This is a genomic window from Pseudomonas sp. 9.3L (assembly GCF_058536285.1).
The window spans coordinates 2,487,257-2,506,144 of record NZ_JBZUBK010000001.1; the positions used below are offsets into that span (position 1 = coordinate 2,487,257).

Consider the following 18,888-nt stretch of genomic DNA (forward strand, 5'->3'; position numbering starts at 1 on the left):
TCTCGATTGATACCCGGAATGAATCAGTGTTCGAACTTGCCCAGCTTCGCTGCTTTACCGCCGTGGCCACGGAGCTCAACTTTCGTAGGGCGGCCGAACGGCTCAACATGACCCAACCACCCCTCAGCCGGCAGATCCAGCTACTGGAACACCAGCTAGGCGTGGCCCTGCTCACCCGCACCACCCGTAACGTCGCCTTGACTGCGGCAGGCCGGGCGTTTTTTCTGGAGGCACAAAGCCTGCTGGAGCAAGCCCAGATGGCGGCAGTCTCGGCCAGGCGGTTCGCGGCTGGGGACATTGGGTCGGTGACGGTAGGGTTTGTGGGCAGCGCAGTGTATGAATTTTTGCCCAAGGTCATCACCGAGGCGCGGGCTAAGCAGCCCAACGTCAACATTGCCCTGACTGAAATGAACACGGCCCAGCAGCAGGAAGCCTTGCGTGCCCGACGCATAGACCTGGGCATCACCCGTGGCCCGCTGCATGCCCCAGGCTTTACCAGCGAGCTGCTGCTACGCGAGCCGTTCGTACTGGCTGCGGGTACCCGCCACCCGTTGGCCACTGCCGCGCAGGTGACGTTGCAAGACCTGCACGGCCAGCCCTTCCTGATGTACTCCCACGCCGCCTACGCGCCTTTTAATGAGCTACTGACCGGCATGTTCCGCTCGGCGCGGGTGACACCGGATTACGTTCAATGGCTGGGGTCGTCCCTGACCATCCTGGCGTTGGTCAACGCAGGCCTGGGCTTGGCGCTGGTGCCTCGCTGCGCCACTACCGTGGTATTCAAACACGTGGTATTCCGGGAGCTGCCCTTGAATGAGGGGGTGCAGAGCGAGCTGTACCTGGTGTGGCGCGAGGACAACGACAACCCTGCCTGCCTCATGGTGCGCGATGCCATTCGTGCGTCTATCCAGGGTTGAACAGTGCCCTGGGGAATCATCGGCCGTGGGTTGGGTCTAGGTACTTTACAGCGGCATTCCAATAACCGGGGCCGGAGCCCGGCACACCGGCCGCACGACGAAGAGGAGCCTATCGATGACAACCTCCGATCTGGATGATATGCATGCGCCCACTTGGCGCTTGATGCTTGACCGCGTAGATAAAGCGACCGATTACGTAGAGATTCGCGAAAGCGCCGCCCGCGCCACAGGCTACTTGAGCTGCCTGACGGATTTTGGCCTGGTCAACCTAGGCCAGCGCAAGGCCATGACCGAGCGCATTCATGCCCTCTCCCACCGTCGGCTCGAAGCGTTGCGCAGTGCTGCCTCGGTCAATTCAGACCCCTGGTGATCCCTTGCCATGTACTGGCTTAATCAAAAGCGGGATCGGCAAATAGTTCCCTTCCAGGCGCACTATTTTCATAAAGAACGGCGCGTTCTCGCCGATACGCTTTATGACAATAGGAGCCTTACACCCATGCAACACGCCCTTACCCGCACTGCACGTTTGCGCCCTTCCGGCACGCTTCACACCGAACACTACCTGATGGCTTTTACCGGCGCCGCCGTGTGTGGCTGGGCGTTGACACTCGCATGGCTGTGGGCGGCCTGACCCATGGGCCTTTCTGGAACCCAGTGGCTCATACTTGGCCTGAGTGTTTGCTTGTGCATGGTGCTGGACGCCGAACTGTGGCGGAACGTGGTGGTGTAACTCCACGGGGTTTAATCTGCCCGCAGCAAGACTCCTTCTCGGCTGAGCCGAAACCGATCGTAATCCGCCGCGAGGATGAGGTTGCCTGAATAGTGGGCTGCGGCTTCAGCACGCACGGCCTCAATGGACAGGCCTCGCTGGGGCAGGCCTCGCTGGGGGTGGGCCTGATAGCGCGGGCTAAAATGCGTGAGTACCAGGTTCGGCAGGCCTGCCTGCGTGGCAAAGGTGGCCACCGTCGCCGCACTGCTGTGCCCGTGTTCAGCCTTGCCCTTAGCCACCTCGGCGGTGTACGTAGCCTCGTGCACCAGCACCTGAGCACCTTCACACGCCACGGCCAGGCGTTCCGGGGCGCTGTTGTCCCCGGCTACTACCACGCAATGAGGCGGTTGCGCGTGATCAACGAAGTCCGCGCTTCGCAGCCATCGCCCCTCAACGTAGACGTCTTGCCCACGCGCCAACTGCCCCCACGCCAGCCCACGCGGCACGTCGTGCGCGATGAGCCTTTCTTGATTGAGCCGAGGGCGTGCGGCCGCCTCTTCAAAGCGGTAGCCGTAGGACGGTACACGATGCACCAAGGCCGTAGCGGACACGGTGAGGTGCTCACGTCGCCAGGGTTGCGTTTGCAGCGCCTCGGTGGAATGAACGTGCAGCGCGTAGGGTAACGTTGTGTGCGTTAGGGCAAAGGTGGCTCGCAGCCAGGCTTCAATGCCTGCCGGCGCAATGATATCCAGCGCCTGGGTGCGCCCTTGTAGCCCGGCGCTGGCGAGCAGGCCAGGCAACCCGAAGCAGTGGTCCCCATGCACATGGGTAATAAAGATGGCGCCCAATCCAGACAGGGTAAGGGGCGTGCGCAACAGGCGGTGTTGAGTGGCCTCGCCACAATCGACCAACCACCAGCCCTTGCCCTGCCCCGCTACCACTGCCAGGCCGCTGACGTTGCGCGAACGGGTGGGCGTACCAGACGAGGTGCCCAGAAAAAGCAGCTCCATTGATGCTCTCTACAATGCTTGTTAACGAGAATCGCCAGCTAAGTATGCCGCCGCGTACAAACGAAGCTTATCAGCCCGATCAGGAATAGGCCTGCAAACGTTTAAACGGCGCCTATACTCAATAGAGTACGCGGCGTTGCTGTAGATCTCTTGACGCCCTATTTACTCGAAATTATATTTTAACCCCAGCGGTTTCGCTTAGAGAGGTGCCGAACAGCTGGGCTGTCATCAGGTTGATTACAACTATGAGTAACATTGACCCTGTTTCATCGGTAGCCATCGCCTTTCTCTTGGGGCTCATCGCGCTGACGTCATTTGCAAAGCCGGATCCCGCCGTTACGCTGTCGGGCCAACTGGTCCAAGAGTTCGTACCCTTATGTGCGCAACACAGCGGCCAGCGGCCGCCCCGGCTAGTCTGCTGAAAAGACCTTCATCTTCTAGAGTGAACTTTGCCAGTGCGTTTGCTTCACACCTACATAGGGCCTGTCATGGGCTAAGGTTAAACTCACTGATAAGGAGCCAGCATGGCTAGCAATCTACAAGGCAAGAACGTACTTATTATCACGTCCAATACGGGCATTGAGCGCGACGAGCTGCTCAAGCCCTGGGAAGCCCTCAAGGGCGCCGGTGCCACCGTGACCTACGCCACCGTCGATGGCGGCGACGCACAAACCTTCATGCAGGACACCGAGAAAGACCGCACGGTAGCGTCGAACGCCAAACTGACGGATCTGCAAGCAGCTGACTTCGATGTGCTGGTCATCCCGGGCGGCACTGTGAATGCGGACACCCTACGGCAGGATAGCGACGCGCAGCGCCTGGTCAAAGCCTTTGCAGATGCAGGTAAGCCCGTGGCTGCAATCTGCCATGGCCCCTGGGTGTTGATCGACGCAGGCGTGGTGGAAGGCAAAACGCTGACCTCCTACGCCAGCGTACGGACCGACCTGCTCAATGCCAAAGCGGCGGGCTGGAAAGACGTCGAAGTATTCAAATGCGGCGCCAACGGCTGGACCCTGATCAGCTCACGCACCCCGAAAGACCTTGATGCTTTCAACAACGCGATCAGCGAAGTATTGCTTGCTGCCTGATCCAGCACTTTTCAGGCCCGCTTCGGCGGGCTTTTTTTTGGGTTCGAGTTAGCGCAGCGGTACTGATAAGCCTCGTATACAACCATTTAATGAAATGGCCTACTTCATCACGCTATTAAGGTGAAACATTATTTAGGGCGCAAAAGGCCTCACGCCAAAATCGACTAACACTAAAAGACGCCAATTAAGTATGTTAAACCCACAACTAACCATTTATCGGGAGTGGCCAACAAAGCGGAACAAACTTACCCAACACGTTGGTCATAGTTATACCCCATGCAGGGGCGCTTACCCTGAACCACTGACCTAAGAATCAGGAGATATATCATGACCAAGACCGGAAACAGCAATCCAGGTAACTTCGCGAATGATCGCCAGAAAGCCTCTGAAGCAGGCAGCAAAGGCGGGAGCTCTTCAGGTGGCAACTTTGCCAACGACCGTGAAAAAGCCTCTGAAGCGGGGCGTAAGGGCGGAGAAAATAGCCACGGCGGTGGCCGCAAAAGCTGATTCACATGCTTGAGCGAGGGCGGCTTAGGCCGCCCTCCTGCTTTCCTTCTAACACCCCCCTGCTACCACTCGCTCCTCCTTCCGATTGACCCCCTCGTGCCCCACTGTTATAACCCCGCCGCGATTTCGACCCAGGGCCGTGCTTTACCCTGTACTAGAGCCCTTCTTTGCTCGGGTACCTGAACTTTCCCGCTTCGCTGGTTTCTGTTCATCCCAAGACGCGTCACCCCCCAGGCTGACACCCAAATGTGAATCCTCGGGCCTGCGTCGATTTCGAAATAACCAATTGCCCGACACTACACAGGACGCGGCCATGACGGATAACACCGTTGCAGAAACACCCGATCTTCCCACAGCCAACAGTGCCAACGTCCAACGGTTAAGCCTGTTCGTCTTTGCGTTGTTCTTCATTTTCGGCGGTATCACCAGCCTCAACGACATTCTCATTCCCAAACTCAAGAGCCTGTTCAACCTCAGCTACGCCGAAGCGATGCTGGTGCAGTCCTCGTTTTTCCTCGCCTACGCCATAGCCTCTATCCCAGCGGCCCTGCTCATTACCCGCATCGGTTACATGCGCGCTGCGGCTATCGGCCTGCTCACCATGGCGGTGGGCTGCGTGCTGTTCGTACCGGCGGCGCTGGTGGGGCTGTTCGGTGCCTTCTTGATCGCGCTGTTCGTGCTCGCCATCGGCGTGACCGTGGTGCAGGTAGTGGCCAACCCTTTGATTTCCCTGCTGGGGCCTAAGCAGACCGCTCACAGCCGCGTGACCTTCGCCCAGGCGTTCAACTCGCTGGGCACGACGGTCGCCCCCTACCTGGGCGCGATGCTGATCCTCGGCTCGCTCAGCCAGGTAGACCCTGCCAGTTTGTCGGGCTCGGCACTGGCTGCGTACCTGGCAGAAGAAGCCAAGGTCATCAGCAATACCTATGTGGGCATTGCCTTGGCCTTGGTGGCGGTGGCCTTGCTGGTGTGGCAACAGCGCAAGCAACTGCCGGCGTCTGGCGCCAACGAAGGGGCGAACCCGCTGTCGGCGCTGGGGCTGCTCAAGCAACCGCGCTTTGCCTTCGGCGCCGCCTGTATTTTCTGTTATGTGGGCGCTGAAGTGGCCATTGGCAGCTTGCTCACCAACTTCCTCATGCAGGACTCCACCTTCGGCTTCGATGCCCAATTGGCCGGTAAACACGTGGCCTATTACTGGGGTGGCGCCATGGTAGGCCGCTTCATTGGCGCGGCCCTGTTGCGCGCCTTTGCGCCCGGCAAAGTGCTGGCCGTTGCCGCGTTGATTGTGATTGGCCTGATCGTGAGCGCAGCGACCAACCACGGCGCCGTGGCAGGCTGGTCGATCCTGGCCATCGGCCTGTTCAACTCGGTGATGTTCCCCACCATCTTCGCCTTGGCGTGTGAAGGGCTGGGCAAACGCGCTGCGGAAGGCTCCGGGCTGATCTGCTGCGCCATCGTGGGCGGCGCCATCATACCGCCCCTTACCGGCCTCGCCGCCGACATGACCACGCTGGGCCTGTCCCTCGCCGTTCCCGCCGTGTGCTATGCAGTGATCGCTACCTACGGCGTGTATGCACGGCGCCCTGCGCTGGGCTGAGCGTTCTAGCTCGCCAAGGGCCTGGCATACAGCCGGGCCCCACTGGCCACCGCGCCTACCAGCGCAAACCCACACCCTAACCACAAGCACACCTGTGCGCTCGCCGTGCCGGACACGTGAAAGCACAGTGCAACCAACGCCGCGCCCAGCGTTTGCCCCACCAAACGAGAGGTGGCGACCACCCCGCTGGCGCCACTGCTGCGCGACACGGGCGCGCTGGTCATCAAGGCCTTGAGGTTCGGTGACTGGAAGAACCCGAACCCTGCCCCACAGACTGCCATGCGCCAGCCGATGTCCCAGGCGCTGGCACCCGGCGCCAGCAGCGCTAAGGTACCCATCCCCACGCTGAGTACTACCAGGCCAATGCCGCCCAGCAAGCCGGGGGACACCCGGTCTGACAGGCGCCCGGCCACCAACGCCATCAATGCCACCACTGCCGGCCAAGGCGTGATCAGGTAGCCTGTAGCGACCTGGCTATGGCCCAGTTGATCCTGCAACAGAAACGGCAGCGCGACGAACGCCAAGCCCTGAGTACAAAAGGCGCACACCGCCGTCAATGACGACAGCGCGAACACCGGCACGCGGTACAAATCCACTGCCAGCATCGGCGCGGGGTGGCCGGCCTGACGCCGTGCCAGGGCCAGCCCGCACACGGCTGCAATGGCCAGCTCAGCGGCCGTCAGCAGGCCCTGCCCACCGTGCACGCCGGTACTGAGCGCCAACACGGTAAAGCCAAACAGCCCGGCGCACAGCACGGCTGCGCCTCGGTCGTAAGGGTGCGTGGCCGGGGCGATACGTGGCAGGTTGCGGCTGGCCATCCACCACGCCATCAGCCCCAACGGCACGTTGATCAAGAACAGCCAATGCCAACTGGCGAAGGACAGGATCGCCGAGGCCAGGGTGGGCCCGAGGGTAAACGCCAGGCCCACCACCAGTGAGTTAAGGCCCATGCCACGGCCTAGCCTGGCCGACGGGTAGATGTGCCGTAGCAACGCCCCGTTCACGCTCATCAGCGCTGCCGCCCCCAGGCCCTGCACCACCCTGGCCAGTGCCAGGCTGGGCAAGGACCACGCCAGGCCGCAGAACAGCGACGACACAATGAACACCAGCAGCCCGCCCAGGTAGACCCGCCGAGGCCCGAGTACTTCGCCTAAGGAGGCAAAAGGCAGCAGGGTGGCAACCATGGCCAGTTGGTAAGCGTTGACCACCCAGATCACCGAGGCCGAGTCGGTACCAATGCCGCTGGCCACGGTCGGCAGTGCGGTATTGATGATCGCGGTGTCCAGGGTGGCCATGCCTACGGCCAGGCAGACGGCAATCACGGCGGGAATCAGTTGACTACGGGGAAGGCCATCGGGGGCGAGCATGGGCTGAAAAGGTCCTCGGGTGATGACGACGGGCAGGCTGCAGGGCATAAGCGTAGCAGGCTAACGAATAAGCGATTGGTAGACACTGTCTCCCGGCTCATCGAGCTTCCTGCCAGATTTCCATCTACATCGCCCTAAGTTTGAAAACGGGCAATTACCCCACGACCGCGCCATCAACGACAACTAGCTCTTCTCGCAGCCCCGGTTAGACCATACGTCGCGCATACCAAGAAACGCCGCGATGAATCACCTACCAATTCTTGTAGTTTCTTGCATCGGGCCGCTGCCCTAGCATTCCTGTTTCCGCCCGCAGCCAGAAGGCAATGCCATGCAATCCGCCACTGCCAAGGCCGCGCCCTTGATCCTGCTGATGATCATTTTCATCGACGGCCTGGGCACGGCATTGCTGCTGCCGATGCTACCGATGCTGCTCGACCCGGGCGACCCTGCGGGGGTGGTTTTCGGCAGCGCACCTACTGCCGCTCGCACCGCCTGGCTCTACGCCTTGCTGTTGGCAGGCTACGCCTTTGCGATGATGGTGGGCGCGCCTCTGCTGGGTGCGCTTTCAGACCGCATCGGGCGGCGCCCAACGCTTCTGCTTGCGGTGGCCGGATCTGTCGCCGGGTATGCCCTGAGCACTTGGGCGGTGAGCCTGGGCAGTGTGGGCTTGCTGATCGCCGGGCGCTTGCTGGGAGGCACCTTCGCCGGTAGCGTCCCGGTGGCACAGGCCATGCTGGTCCAGACCCCCGACAGCGCAATGAAACGTATTGGCTGGGTAATGTTTGCCATGACTGCGGGGTTTTTCGGCGGTCCCGCGCTCACGGGCATCCTGCTAGCAGCTCATACACCGGGAGCTAGCCTGCTCCTGCCCTTGCAGGTCGCGCTGACCCTCAGCGTGTTGTGCCTGATGATGGCCTTCTTGCTGCCCTCTACCCCAGCTCCGGCTGCAACAACGGGCCCATCGCTGATCAGACAGGTCTTGAACGGCTTCACCTCGCCAGCCACGCGCAGACCATTGTTTGCACTACTCTGGCTGCAAATCGGCTGGAATCTCTTCTACCAGTACTTGCCCTGGATGCTCGCACGCCAGAGCCAGACCGTAGGCAGCATCAGCCTACTGCTGACAGTGGTCGGGATCGGCATGTGCATCGCCTTCATCTGGGTGGCCGGAGCCTTGCAAACCCGGTATCCAGCGCCACAGATCGCGCGCGCTGCCATCCCCATGCTGGTGGTAAGCTGCGCATTGCTAGCGGCCACGCTCGACAACTCGCTTGCCCTGGTTTTCGGTGCGCTTGCCGCGATCGCCTATGGGGTGGCCTACACTGCTTTGATCGGGCATGCCTTGGCATGCGAGCAGTCAAGCCTGCGTGGCACGGTGCTGGGCATCGCCGCTTCACTGGCTGCCGGCGCCGCAGCCGTCACGGCGTTGCTCGGCGGGATAATCGGCGTCTGGGGCAATCTGCTGCTGGCCTCGTTGAGCGTGGCTGCGCTGGCCCTGAGCTGGGTCATCCTGGTTTTGGGAAGAGATCGAGATGAGTAGCGACAACGCCACCTTGATCATCAAAGACCTGACCTTGCGCCTGCCAGACGGCAGGCCGCTGTGCTCGGGGCTCAACGCAACGTTCTCCAGGCAGTTCACCGGCATCGTCGGGCCCAACGGCAGCGGCAAATCGATGTTGGCGCAGATCATGGCGGGTCGCCTGACCGCGAGCGAAGGCAGCGTCCAGTGTGCTGGCAGTGTCGGTTATTTGCCGCAATGGCTCGGTCCCATAAGCGGCACCGTCGCCGACCTGCTGGGCGTACGCAGCGCTTTACAGGCCCTGGCCGAGGTCGAGGCAGGCGCCTGCGACCCGGCGCTGTTCGACCTGATCGACGACCGCTGGAACCTGCCAGGCGATATCCACGCCTGTCTGACGCGCTTGGGCCTGGCCCATCTGCCGCTTGATCGCGCAAGCGAGGCCTTGAGCGGAGGCGAGACTGTACGCCTGATGCTCGCCGGTCTGCGCCTCGGCGGCGCGCGGGTATTGATACTCGACGAGCCCACCAACCATCTGGATCGCCAGGCCCGCGAGCAGCTGAGTAAAGAGCTGCGCCAGGGCAAGGAAACCCGCATTGTCATCTCCCACGACCGGGCGCTGCTGGAACATGCCGATCGTATCCTCGAGCTTCGCAGCGACGCGCTGGTTCACTACAGCGGCGGCTACAACAACTATCGCGAGCAACGCCAGGCCGAGCAGGACAACGCCCAGGCTGCACTGGTCAGGGCACGCGCGGCACGCGACAGCGTCGAGCAGCAGATCACCATGGCCCGCCAGCGCGAAGTGCAGAGTGCCAGTCATGGTCGTAAGGTGGCACGTGCCACAGGCACCCCGGCCATCGTCGCCAATGCGCAGGCAGAGCGCGCCGAGCAGCACAGCGGCCATCAGCGCATCCAGCAGGCGCGTCTGAGCCAAATGGCGCGAGAGCGGGTCGACCAGGCCAATGCGAATGTCGAGCCGGTACGCCCAAGCCAACTGTTCGCCCCGACCGGCCTGGTCGCCAACGCGACCCAAGTGGTCACGCTCGAACACTGCGAGCTCCCCTACGGCCCCCCCGACAGCCGCTTCATCGATCTCACCCTGCACGGTCCGGTGCGCGTCGCGGTGATGGGGCCGAACGGCTGCGGAAAATCAACCCTGCTGAAGGTGATAGGCGGGCAACTGGCGCCCGCCAGCGGCATCGCCCGGCATATCTTACGCACTCACCTGATCGACCAGCACGCTCAAACCTTCGACCCCGAGCACAGTATCGAGCAGGTGCTACGCAGTGAGCTGGGCACTGTCGAGGAGGGCCGCTTTCGCCAGGTCTTCGCCAACGCCGGGCTCGACGCTCGGCAGATGGCTACGCCATTCGGCCGGCTCAGTGGTGGCGAGCGCCTGCGCGCAACGCTCGCCTGGCTGGCAGGGGGCCCCGAACAGACGCAACTGTTGCTGCTCGACGAAGTGAACAACCATCTCGACATCGCGGCCTTGGAAGCAGTCGAGCAGTTGCTCGGACAATTCAAAGGCGCGCTCATCGTGAGTGCTCACGACCCTGATTTTCTGCAGGCCTTGGAATTGACGCATCAGTCGATCTGGCAACCAACCGGTTGGCGCTACGAGCCGTGGGATGATGGCGGGCGGTGAATACCGGAGGCCAGGCGAGTGATCTCACTGGCTTCTGCGACAGCTTTAATTCTCTAAAATCACCGCTACGCCCAACGCACCACCTAGCGAACAGCCAGCACGCGATTGATCGGGCGAATTACCTATCAGCTCCCTATCGGGGTAGCATGATGGCTGCATGGTATCAGCCGCCCCATGGCGGGATAATCGAGTGTTTATGAATAAGCAGGTTTTAACCCGGCGCGGCCTGTTCGTGCTGGGCTTGACGGCCATCGGTGGGCGCGCCTTTGCCGCCGATGACACACACAACGACAGCGCTGCCCCTTCGCGGCACCGTGGTTACAAAGTGGGCGGCGGGATGGTGATTCTGGTGATTGCCGCAGTGGCCGCCAGCATGGTGATGTTTGGTGACCTCCGACGCTATCGCTCGCCCAAGGCGCCTCCGCCGCCCTTACCGCTTCCAGACGAGTCGGAGTGGGACAGCCTTCACAGCGATGAAGCCGAGGCTGGCGGAGACAGTGAACACGCGCCTCGGCCCGGCCCATGGCGGCGGCGGCCTCGTGAAGATGCCACGGACACCCCGAAGGATTGACCGCGCCTATCCGGTAGCCGCGCCCAAGGCAACGGCCACCCGCGAGTCGGGCGTGCGCCCCAATACAGCGCTGAAGCGGTGACTCAGGCGCACCAATGCCGCAAGGTCTACCCCTGTGTAAAGGCCAAGGCCTTCAAGCAGGTACACCAGGTCTTCAGTGGCCAGGTTGCCACTGGCCCCGTTGGCATACGGGCAGCCACCCAACCCTCCCACTGCGCTGTCGAACACGCTCACCCCTTCCAGCAAGCTGGCATAGACATTGGCCAGGGCCTGGCCATAGGTGTTGTGGAAATGACCGGCAAGCTGGCTCACAGGTACCGCTTGGCGCACGGTCTCGATCAACCGCCGCGTATGGCCGGCGGTGCCCACCCCGATGGTGTCCCCCAAAGAGATGGCATAGCAGCCCATGTCACTCAAGGCGCTGGCCACGCTGCGTACTTGCTCAGGGGCGACGGCGCCGTCATAGGGGCAACCCAGCACGCAGGACACATACCCACGTACCCTAACCCCTTCCTGCCGGGCCAGGGCCAACACGGGTTCGAAGCGCGCAAGGCTCTGGGCAATGGAACAGTTGATATTGCGCTGGGAGAAGCCTTCGGAGGCTGCGGCGAAAACAGCCACTTCCCGCACGCCGCAGGCCAAGGCCGCTTCCAGGCCGCGCAGGTTAGGCGTGAGGGCGGCGTACACCACGCCGGGGCGTTGCTCGATAGCGCCGAACACCTCGGCGGTGCCGGCCATTTGCGGTACCCACTTGGGGGCGACGAAGCTGCCCACCTCGATGTACCCAAGGCCTGCGTCCGCCAACCCGTTCACCAAGGCGATCTTGGCGTGCTGCGAAACGGTTCCGGGCTCGTTTTGCAGGCCATCGCGTGGCCCCACCTCCACCACGGTAACCCGCTCAGGCAGCATCGCCCTGCTCCTTTTCGTTGATGTCGGCCAGCACGGCGCCTTCACGCACCAAATCCCCGACCTTGCACAACACCGCTGCAACCTGCCCTGCCTTGGGCGCTCGCACGCTGTGCTCCATCTTCATGGCTTCAAGCACAATCAAGGGGGCACCCGCCTCAACGCGCTGCCCCGGCTCGACCAGCACCTTCACCACGCTGGCATTCATGGGCGCGGCTAAGCTGCCCGGCGCCGCGTGACCGGCTGTGGCGGCCAGCGGGTCCAGCGCTTGCACGTCATAGGCAGCACCGTTCCACTGCACATAGAGCATAGCGCCCCGACGCAGGCCGCTTAAGGTCAAGGTTACTGAGGCCTGTGGGTTGAAACTCACCTGCCGCTGTTCATCGCCACAGCGCAGGCTCAGCACCGCTTCAGCAGGCCCGCCGCTGCGCCAGCCCGTGAGCACCTGCCAGGGCGAATGCCCAGGTGGTGCAGGGCGCGTGGCCAGGTACAAGCGCGCAGCCTGCTGCCAGAAGTCATCGCTCAACGGTGCGGCCACGGGCAGCAGCTGCGCTTCGTTGCGGCCGATAAAGCCGGTGTCCAGGCGCCCTTCGGTGAAATCCGCATGGCTGAGCAGGCGCTGGAGGAAGTAACGGTTGGTTTTCACGCCTCCCACGTAGGTCTCGGCCAGCATGGCCAGCAGGCGCAGGCGCGCCTCTTCACGGGTATCACCCCAGGCGATCAGCTTGGCGAGCATTGGGTCGTAGAAGGGCGAGACGTCATCCCCTTGCGCTACGCCACTGTCTACTCGCCGGCCCTCTCCTGTGGCCGGCTCACAGTACAACGCCAGCCGGCCGCTGGCGGGCAAGAAGCCGTTGCCGGGGTCTTCGGCGTATAGCCGGGCTTCGATGGCGTGCCCACGACGCGGCACGTCAGCTTGGGTCAAGGGCAGCGTCTCTCCGCGCGCCACCCGTAATTGCCAGGCCACCAGGTCCAGCCCGGTGATGGCTTCGGTCACAGGGTGCTCGACCTGTAGGCGAGTGTTCATCTCCATAAAATAGAAGGCGCCACTGGCGTCTAGCAAAAACTCCACCGTGCCCGCCCCCACATAGCCGATGGCTTGGGCAGCGCGCACAGCGGCTTCGCCCATGGCGTGGCGTAGCTCGGCCGACAGCCCTGGCGCGGGCGCCTCTTCGATTACCTTCTGGTGCCGGCGCTGGATCGAGCAATCGCGTTCGTGCAGGTAAAGGCAGTGGCCATGACTGTCTGCGAATACCTGGATTTCCACGTGGCGCGGGCCAATGACGTACTTCTCGACCAGCAGGCGAACATCCACAAACGCCGCGTGGGCTTCGCGTTGGGCAGACGCCAGGCTCTCGGCCATGTCCTCAACGCGCTCTACCACCTTCATACCCTTGCCACCTCCGCCGGCGCTGGGCTTGAGCAGCACCGGGTAGCCGATGGCCTGAGCGGCGGTGAGGAAGGTGCCCAGCGACTGGTCATCACCGTGATAGCCCGGCACCAGCGGCACCCCTGCCTCCTCCATCAGCGCCTTGGCCGCCGCTTTGCTGCCCATGGCTTCGATGGCGCTGGCCGGAGGGCCGATGAACACCAGCCCTTCCTGGGTCAGACGCTGGGCAAATACCGCGTTCTCAGACAAAAAACCGTAGCCGGGGTGAACCGCCTGGGCACCGCTGGCCTTGGCAGCGGTGATGATTTTATCGATGTCCAGGTAGCTGTCCTGGGGTTTGGTGCCACCCAGCGGGAGGGCGATATCGGCCTCACGCACATGCCGGGCGTGCTCATCGGCCTCGCTGTACACCGCAATGCAGGTCAAGCCCTGCGCACGGGCCGTGCGCATCACCCGGCATGCAATCTCGCCCCGGTTAGCAATCAACACATGGGTAATGGGCGTCATAAGGCGGCTCCTGGCCACTGCGGCGGGCGTTTTTCTAAAAAGGCTTTGATCCCTTCCTGACCCTCGGCGCCCGTGCGCAACCCGGCGATCACCTGCTCAGTGGTGCGACGCAGGGTAGCGTTTAAAGCCGATTGTTCCACCTCGTGCAACAAGGCCTTGCTGGCCTTCAGGGCGGCCGGGCCATTGCTGAGTAACGTGGTGCTCCACTGGGCGACCGCAGCGGCTAATGCCTCGGTTGGGTACACCTCGGCAAGCAAGCCCAGCGCCTGTGCGCGCTCGGCATCGAAGCGGTGCGCCGTGAGGGTGTAGCGCCGCGCCGCCCGAGCGCCAATGGCCCGGACCACGTAAGGGCTGATCACCGCAGGCGCCAGCCCCAGGCGTACCTCGGACAAGCTAAACACGGCAGTGTGGGTACCAATGGCCATGTCGCAGCAACTGGCCAGCCCGACCGCGCCCCCATAGGCCGCACCCTGCACCACCGCCAGGGTAGGTACCGGGAAGGTGTAAAGCGTATACAGCAGGTCGCTTAGGGTACGGGCATCGGCCAGGTTGCCTTCCAGGCCAAGCCCCACACTGGCCTGCATCCAGGCCAGGTCTGCACCCGCGCTGAAATGGGTACCCCGCCCGCGCAGGATCAACAACCGCACGTGGGGCTGGCTGACCAACTGCTGCAGGGCCTCGCTGAGTTCGGCGATCATCACCGCGTTGAAGGCGTTGTGTGTGTCTGGCCGGTTCAGCCACAGGGTGGCCACGCCTTGAGGCGTTTGGTCGAGTTCGAGCGTCGAGAATGTTGTCATTGTTGTGTGCTCTACGAAGGCGGGCCCGCTTACATGCGGAAGACGCCGAAGCGGGTATCGGAGATAGTTAAGGGCGCCGCAGTCGCCAGGCCCAGCGCCAACACCTGGCGGGTGTGGGCCGGGTCGATCACGCCGTCGTCCCACAGCCGCGCGCTGGAATAAAACGCATGGGCCTGGCGCTCATACTGCTCGATCAACGGCTGCCCCAGGGCCTGGGCCTGGGCGTCGTCGAACGGTTGCCCGGCTCGCTGGGCCTGCTCCTGTTTGACCTGTACCAACACACCCGCAGCTTGAGCAGCGCCCATCACACCGATCTTGGCGTTCGGCCACATCCATAAAAAGTTGGGGTCGTAGGCACGGCCGCACATCCCGTAATTGCCCGCACCAAAACTGCCGCCAATGATGACCGTGAACTTGGGCACCTGAGCACAGGCCACGGCCGTAACCAGCTTGGCCCCATGCTTGGCGATGCCCCCGGCCTCATAGGTTTGCCCCACCATAAAGCCCGTGATGTTCTGCAAGAACACTAAAGGGATTTTGCGCTGGCACGCCAGCTCGATGAAGTGGGCGCCCTTCTGTGCGGCCTCCGAGAACAGAATGCCGTTGTTGGCCAGGATCGCCACCGGGTAGCCCTCGATCCTGGCAAAGCCGCACACCAGGGTGGTACCGAACAGGGCCTTGAATTCATCGAAGCGCGAATCGTCCACCACGCGGGCGATCACTTCTCGCACGTCGAACGCTTGACGAGGGTCGGCCGGGATCACCCCATAGAGGCCCTCGGCGGCATAGCGTGGCGGCAACGCTGGCGCAGTGGCCGGCGCGCGATGATCGGCCAGGTTGAGGTTGGCAATGCACCGCCGTGCCAACGCCAGCGCGTGCTCGTCGTTCTCGGCGTAATGGTCGGCCACCCCCGAAGTGCGGCAGTGGACCTCTGCGCCGCCAAGGTCTTCGGCGCTGACCACTTCCCCAGTGGCAGCTTTTACCAGCGGGGGGCCGGCCAGGAAGATAGTCGCTTGCTCGCGAACCATGATGGTTTCGTCGCTCATAGCCGGTACATAAGCGCCGCCGGCCGTACAAGACCCCATCACTACCGCAATCTGGGCAATGCCTTGCGCGCTCATGTTGGCCTGGTTGAAGAAGATCCGCCCGAAGTGCTCACGGTCGGGGAACACCTCGTCCTGGCGTGGCAGGTTGGCGCCGCCTGAATCCACCAGGTACACGCACGGCAGCCGGTTCTGTTGAGCAATGGCCTGAGCCCGCAGGTGTTTTTTGACGGTGAGGGGGTAGTAGCTGCCGCCTTTGACGGTGGCATCGTTGGCAATAACCATGCAGGCGACGCCTTCGATGTGACCAATGCCGGCGATCAGCCCGGCTGCGGCCACCGGCTCGTCGTACACCTGATAGGCGGCCAACTGGCCGATCTCCAGAAAGGGTGAACCGGGGTCTAGCAGCAGGTTCACGCGCAAGCGCGGAAGCAATTTGCCCTTGGCGGTATGCCGCGCCTGGGCGGCCGGGCCGCCGCCGTCGTGCAGGGTGGCCAACACCTGGTGAAGCGCGCCCACCTGCGCCTGCATGGCGTTTCGGTTGGTGGCAAAGGTGGGCGATTGAAGGTCGAGGGTACTGTTTAGAATCGTCACGGTGTGCCCCTCAGCGGGTTTCGTTGAACAGCTCGCGGCCAATCAGCATGCGGCGGATCTCGCTGGTGCCTGCGCCGATCTCGTAGAGCTTGGCATCACGCCAGATACGCCCTACGGGAAACTCATTGATGTAGCCGTTGCCCCCCAGAATCTGAATGGCCTCGCCGGCCAGCCAGGTGGCTTTCTCGGCCGCATACAGGATCACCCCGGCGCAGTCTTTGCGCACATGCCGCGCGTGCCCGGTGCCCAGCGCATCCAGCTGCTTGCCCACGGCATAGAGGTAGGCGCGGCAGGCCTGGTGGGTGGTGTACATGTCCGCCACCTTGCCCTGGATCAGCTGGAATTCCCCAATGCTCTGGCCAAACTGCTTGCGGTCGTGCAGGTACGGCACTACGGCGTCCATAGCCGCCTGCATCAACCCGAGCGGGCCACCGGAGAGTACGGCGCGCTCGTAATCCAGGCCGCTCATCAGCACGCTCACGCCCTGGTTCACCTGCCCCAGAATGTGCTCGGCGGGCACCTCGACGTTGTCGAACACCAACTCCCCGGTGTGAGAGCCGCGCATCCCCACCTTGTCGAGCTTTTGCGCCACCGAGAACCCAGGGGTGTCGGTGTCCAGAATGAAGGCGGTGATGCCTTTGGCGCCGGCCGCCGGATCGGTTTTGGCGTAGACCACCAGTACGTTGCAGTCCGGGCCGTTGGTGATCCACATCTTGGTGCCGTTGAGGCGGTAGCGGTCACCGATGCGTTCGGCCTTGAGCCCCATGGACACCACGTCCGAACCCGCGTTGGGCTCGCTCATGGCCAGGGCGCCGACGTGCTCGCCGGAAATCAGCTTGGGCAAAAACTGTAGCTTCTGCTCGTGGGTGCCGTTGCGGTTGATCTGGTTCACGCACAGGTTGGAGTGCGCGCCATAACTGAGCCCGATGCCCCCTGCTCCGCGTGAGATCTCTTCCATGGCGACCATGTGCGCCAGGTAGCCCATGCCCGCCCCGCCGTAGGCGTCCGGCACGGTCAGGCCCAGCAAGCCCATGTCGCCGAATTGCCGCCACAGGTGCGCGGGAAAGGTGTCGTCGCGGTCAGCCTGGGCGGCCAAGGGCGCCACCCGGTCAGCCACGAATGCGGCCACTGAGTCGCGAAGCATGTCGATCTCTTCACCGAGGAAAAAATCCAGGCCTGGCAAGGGGGTCATGACGGTTCTCTCTATTGTCATTATTGGGAGTATTCAGTGACTCAAGTGTGGCTACGCCGACGGCGACACCTGCTCCAGGGCCAGCCGACAGCGTTCCTCGGCAGTGTCGAGCTCAAGGTGCATCTGTTCGATGTCGAGCATTTGCTGGCGCAGCTGCAAGCGCCGCTCTTCGATCTTTTCGAGAAAGCGGGCCAGCTGCTTGCGGTTGCCCGCCGGGTCGTACAGGTCGATCAGCTCTTTGCATTCGGCCAGGGAGAAGCCAATGCGCTTACCGCGCAGGATGAGCTTGAGGGTGACCAGGTCGCGCGGCTGGAAGATGCGCTCCTGGCCGCGCCGCTCTGGCGCCAGCATCCCCTGCTCCTCGTAGAAGCGGATGGTACGGGGCGTGACGTCCAGGGCGCGGGCCAGCTCGGAAATGGTATAGGTGGTAGGCATGATGGAGGCTGCTTCGAGGTTTACGTTAACGTAAACGTAGGGCGCATACCTGTCAATGCGCCCTGTCCAGCCTCGGCCTGCCTTACGGGGTTTTCTTGAAGGCGTAAAACAGGTTGGGTTCGCTCACTACGTACAGGTTGCCTGCGGTATCCAGGGTAAGGCCTTCCGCTTGAGGAGCGTCGTGCTTGAGGCCACTGAAGGCGGCGCGCAACGAGAGAATGCTTACGAACTCACCGTCGGCGTTCACTTCGGAAATGTTTTTCGACTCATCGCTGAGCACCAGCAGGTGGCCGCTGCTCGGGTCGTAGTAGCCGTCGGACAGATCCCGGGCAAACACGCTTTGGGTCAGCCAGGCGTCCAGGTCGTGCAGGGCCAGGTGAACGCCTTGACCGTCGGTTGCCCGAAGCAGGCCGCTGACTTCATACAGTGCACGGGGGTCGCGCTCCTTGATTACGAAGAGGCGATCCCGCACCGCGTCATAGGTCACCCCTTCAAAGCCTTTGTTCTGATGGCTGGCCCCCAGCTGCAAGGTGAGATACTGCGCCTCGTCCGCCTTGATCGGCCGGACCTGCGCGGGCATCTGCACAATATCCAGGCGCTGGCGCTTTTCGTCAGCGATCACCACGCGGCCGTCGCCGATATAGGCCAGCCCCTCAGCGTCGCCAAAGCCGACCAAGGGGTAACGCGCCTGAAGGTCACCGGCCTTGTTCATCACCAACAGCTCCATGGGGGCGCCATTGGTCACGGCCAGCAGCCGGTCCTGGTCGTAATCGTACGTGATGGCGGAAAGGTTTTTGAGCCCAGGCGCCACCACCTTGGCATCAATGGTCACGCCGTAGTCACTTAAGCCAATCCCCTGCTTGCGGGCGGCCTCGGCATTGCGATAGCTCTGCCAGTGGGCGTAGGCCTGTTGCGGCAGGTAATACCTGAGCGCAAAGACGCCAAAGCCTACAAGCGCCAGTAACGCCAGCAACCCCGTTCGGCTTCGCAGCCCCTGCCAGCGCTTAACCCTAGGGCGCCGTACCTGCGCACCCGTTGTACCGGCTGAATAATCCATCAGCATCGTGACCGCTCCCCTTATGCCTGTTTGAAAG

Annotated in this window: 17 protein-coding genes and 1 pseudogene; 9 read left to right on the forward strand and 9 right to left on the reverse strand. The window is 62.8% G+C overall.

Annotation, left to right across the window (positions count from 1 at the left end; all coding sequences use genetic code 11):
• Positions 1-26: 26 nt before the first annotated feature.
• From AC4LE2_RS11455 to AC4LE2_RS11465, 3 genes are all read left to right on the forward strand, one after another.
• A complete protein-coding gene (locus tag AC4LE2_RS11455; protein ID WP_491825880.1) occupies positions 27-917 on the forward strand; it encodes a LysR family transcriptional regulator in 891 nt (296 codons plus the stop codon).
• Between the two features lie 115 nt (positions 918-1,032).
• The gene (locus AC4LE2_RS11460; RefSeq protein WP_491825881.1) at positions 1,033-1,287 is read left to right on the forward strand and encodes a hypothetical protein; all 255 of its coding nucleotides are present in this window, start codon (positions 1,033-1,035) and stop codon (positions 1,285-1,287) included.
• Between the two features lie 126 nt (positions 1,288-1,413).
• Positions 1,414-1,548 carry a hypothetical protein gene (locus AC4LE2_RS11465; RefSeq protein ID WP_491825882.1) on the forward strand — a complete coding sequence of 45 codons (135 nt, stop codon included), beginning with the start codon at positions 1,414-1,416 and terminating at the stop codon, positions 1,546-1,548.
• 110 nt (positions 1,549-1,658) lie between these two features.
• On the opposite strand, the gene AC4LE2_RS11470 is transcribed toward AC4LE2_RS11465, so the two are convergent.
• On the reverse strand, positions 1,659-2,636 hold the full coding sequence (locus AC4LE2_RS11470) for a ribonuclease Z (protein ID WP_491825883.1): 978 nt from the start codon (positions 2,634-2,636) through the stop codon (positions 1,659-1,661).
• Between the two features lie 524 nt (positions 2,637-3,160).
• Between AC4LE2_RS11470 and AC4LE2_RS11475 the strand changes: the two genes are divergently transcribed.
• The 3 genes and pseudogenes from AC4LE2_RS11475 (at position 3,161) to AC4LE2_RS11485 (ending at position 5,828) form a co-directional block, all read left to right on the forward strand.
• The gene (locus AC4LE2_RS11475; protein WP_491825884.1) at positions 3,161-3,724 is read left to right on the forward strand and encodes a type 1 glutamine amidotransferase domain-containing protein; all 564 of its coding nucleotides are present in this window, start codon (positions 3,161-3,163) and stop codon (positions 3,722-3,724) included.
• Positions 3,725-4,072: 348 nt separating this feature from the next.
• A pseudogene (locus AC4LE2_RS11480) lies at positions 4,073-4,231 on the forward strand (con-10 family general stress protein); the annotation flags it as partial.
• A 313-nt stretch (positions 4,232-4,544) separates the two neighbouring features.
• Complete coding sequence (locus tag AC4LE2_RS11485) at positions 4,545-5,828, forward strand: sugar MFS transporter (RefSeq protein ID WP_491825885.1); 1,284 nt, start codon at positions 4,545-4,547, stop codon at positions 5,826-5,828.
• A 5-nt stretch (positions 5,829-5,833) separates the two neighbouring features.
• Here AC4LE2_RS11485 and AC4LE2_RS11490 read toward each other — a convergent pair whose 3' ends face one another.
• On the reverse strand, positions 5,834-7,195 hold the full coding sequence (locus AC4LE2_RS11490; RefSeq protein ID WP_491825886.1) for an MFS transporter: 1,362 nt from the start codon (positions 7,193-7,195) through the stop codon (positions 5,834-5,836).
• A 328-nt stretch (positions 7,196-7,523) separates the two neighbouring features.
• On the opposite strand from AC4LE2_RS11490, the gene AC4LE2_RS11495 reads away from it, so the two are divergent.
• The 3 genes from AC4LE2_RS11495 (at position 7,524) to AC4LE2_RS11505 (ending at position 10,930) form a co-directional block, all read left to right on the forward strand.
• Positions 7,524-8,735 carry an MFS transporter gene (locus AC4LE2_RS11495; RefSeq protein WP_491825887.1) on the forward strand — a complete coding sequence of 404 codons (1,212 nt, stop codon included), beginning with the start codon at positions 7,524-7,526 and terminating at the stop codon, positions 8,733-8,735.
• Positions 8,728-10,359 carry an ATP-binding cassette domain-containing protein gene (locus AC4LE2_RS11500; RefSeq protein ID WP_491825888.1) on the forward strand — a complete coding sequence of 544 codons (1,632 nt, stop codon included), beginning with the start codon at positions 8,728-8,730 and terminating at the stop codon, positions 10,357-10,359. The genes AC4LE2_RS11495 and AC4LE2_RS11500 overlap by 8 nt, the downstream gene beginning before the upstream one ends.
• 196 nt (positions 10,360-10,555) lie before the next feature.
• On the forward strand, positions 10,556-10,930 hold the full coding sequence (locus AC4LE2_RS11505; protein ID WP_491825889.1) for a hypothetical protein: 375 nt from the start codon (positions 10,556-10,558) through the stop codon (positions 10,928-10,930).
• Positions 10,931-10,936: 6 nt separating this feature from the next.
• On the opposite strand, the gene AC4LE2_RS11510 is transcribed toward AC4LE2_RS11505, so the two are convergent.
• The 7 genes from AC4LE2_RS11510 to AC4LE2_RS11540 all read right to left on the reverse strand — a co-directional run bounded on the left by AC4LE2_RS11510 (position 10,937) and on the right by AC4LE2_RS11540 (position 18,857).
• Positions 10,937-11,839: a hydroxymethylglutaryl-CoA lyase gene (locus tag AC4LE2_RS11510; RefSeq protein WP_491825890.1), complete on the reverse strand. Its 903-nt coding sequence runs from the start codon at positions 11,837-11,839 to the stop codon at positions 10,937-10,939.
• Positions 11,829-13,733, reverse strand: a complete 1,905-nt coding sequence (locus AC4LE2_RS11515; RefSeq protein WP_491825891.1) for an acetyl/propionyl/methylcrotonyl-CoA carboxylase subunit alpha — start codon at positions 13,731-13,733, stop codon at positions 11,829-11,831. The genes AC4LE2_RS11510 and AC4LE2_RS11515 overlap by 11 nt, the downstream gene beginning before the upstream one ends.
• On the reverse strand, positions 13,730-14,530 hold the full coding sequence (locus AC4LE2_RS11520) for an enoyl-CoA hydratase-related protein (RefSeq protein ID WP_491825892.1): 801 nt from the start codon (positions 14,528-14,530) through the stop codon (positions 13,730-13,732). The genes AC4LE2_RS11515 and AC4LE2_RS11520 overlap by 4 nt, the downstream gene beginning before the upstream one ends.
• Before the next feature lie 29 nt (positions 14,531-14,559).
• The gene (locus tag AC4LE2_RS11525) at positions 14,560-16,104 is read right to left on the reverse strand and encodes a carboxyl transferase domain-containing protein (protein ID WP_491828117.1); all 1,545 of its coding nucleotides are present in this window, start codon (positions 16,102-16,104) and stop codon (positions 14,560-14,562) included.
• Between the two features lie 73 nt (positions 16,105-16,177).
• The gene (locus AC4LE2_RS11530; RefSeq protein WP_491825893.1) at positions 16,178-17,359 is read right to left on the reverse strand and encodes an isovaleryl-CoA dehydrogenase; all 1,182 of its coding nucleotides are present in this window, start codon (positions 17,357-17,359) and stop codon (positions 16,178-16,180) included.
• Positions 17,360-17,410: 51 nt separating this feature from the next.
• Positions 17,411-17,794 carry a MerR family transcriptional regulator gene (locus AC4LE2_RS11535; protein WP_491825894.1) on the reverse strand — a complete coding sequence of 128 codons (384 nt, stop codon included), beginning with the start codon at positions 17,792-17,794 and terminating at the stop codon, positions 17,411-17,413.
• An 82-nt stretch (positions 17,795-17,876) separates the two neighbouring features.
• Positions 17,877-18,857: an SdiA-regulated domain-containing protein gene (locus tag AC4LE2_RS11540; RefSeq protein ID WP_491825895.1), complete on the reverse strand. Its 981-nt coding sequence runs from the start codon at positions 18,855-18,857 to the stop codon at positions 17,877-17,879.
• Positions 18,858-18,888 lie beyond the last annotated feature (31 nt).

Excerpts from the sequence above, each read along its gene's own strand:
- AC4LE2_RS11460 (WP_491825881.1), top strand. The coding sequence starts at position 1,033 with ATGACAACCTCCGATCTGGATGATATGCATGCGCCCACTTGGCGCTTG.
- AC4LE2_RS11465 (WP_491825882.1), top strand. The coding sequence starts at position 1,414 with ATGCAACACGCCCTTACCCGCACTGCACGTTTGCGCCCTTCCGGCACG.
- AC4LE2_RS11470 (WP_491825883.1), bottom strand. The coding sequence starts at position 2,636 with ATGGAGCTGCTTTTTCTGGGCACCTCGTCTGGTACGCCCACCCGTTCG.
- AC4LE2_RS11475 (WP_491825884.1), top strand. The coding sequence starts at position 3,161 with ATGGCTAGCAATCTACAAGGCAAGAACGTACTTATTATCACGTCCAAT.
- AC4LE2_RS11485 (WP_491825885.1), top strand. The coding sequence starts at position 4,545 with ATGACGGATAACACCGTTGCAGAAACACCCGATCTTCCCACAGCCAAC.
- AC4LE2_RS11490 (WP_491825886.1), bottom strand. The coding sequence starts at position 7,195 with ATGCTCGCCCCCGATGGCCTTCCCCGTAGTCAACTGATTCCCGCCGTG.
- AC4LE2_RS11495 (WP_491825887.1), top strand. The coding sequence starts at position 7,524 with ATGCAATCCGCCACTGCCAAGGCCGCGCCCTTGATCCTGCTGATGATC.
- AC4LE2_RS11500 (WP_491825888.1), top strand. The coding sequence starts at position 8,728 with ATGAGTAGCGACAACGCCACCTTGATCATCAAAGACCTGACCTTGCGC.
- AC4LE2_RS11505 (WP_491825889.1), top strand. The coding sequence starts at position 10,556 with ATGAATAAGCAGGTTTTAACCCGGCGCGGCCTGTTCGTGCTGGGCTTG.
- AC4LE2_RS11510 (WP_491825890.1), bottom strand. The coding sequence starts at position 11,839 with ATGCTGCCTGAGCGGGTTACCGTGGTGGAGGTGGGGCCACGCGATGGC.
- AC4LE2_RS11515 (WP_491825891.1), bottom strand. The coding sequence starts at position 13,733 with ATGACGCCCATTACCCATGTGTTGATTGCTAACCGGGGCGAGATTGCA.
- AC4LE2_RS11520 (WP_491825892.1), bottom strand. The coding sequence starts at position 14,530 with ATGACAACATTCTCGACGCTCGAACTCGACCAAACGCCTCAAGGCGTG.
- AC4LE2_RS11525 (WP_491828117.1), bottom strand. The coding sequence starts at position 16,104 with ATGCAGGCGCAGGTGGGCGCGCTTCACCAGGTGTTGGCCACCCTGCAC.
- AC4LE2_RS11530 (WP_491825893.1), bottom strand. The coding sequence starts at position 17,359 with ATGACCCCCTTGCCAGGCCTGGATTTTTTCCTCGGTGAAGAGATCGAC.
- AC4LE2_RS11535 (WP_491825894.1), bottom strand. The coding sequence starts at position 17,794 with ATGCCTACCACCTATACCATTTCCGAGCTGGCCCGCGCCCTGGACGTC.
- AC4LE2_RS11540 (WP_491825895.1), bottom strand. The coding sequence starts at position 18,857 with ATGCTGATGGATTATTCAGCCGGTACAACGGGTGCGCAGGTACGGCGC.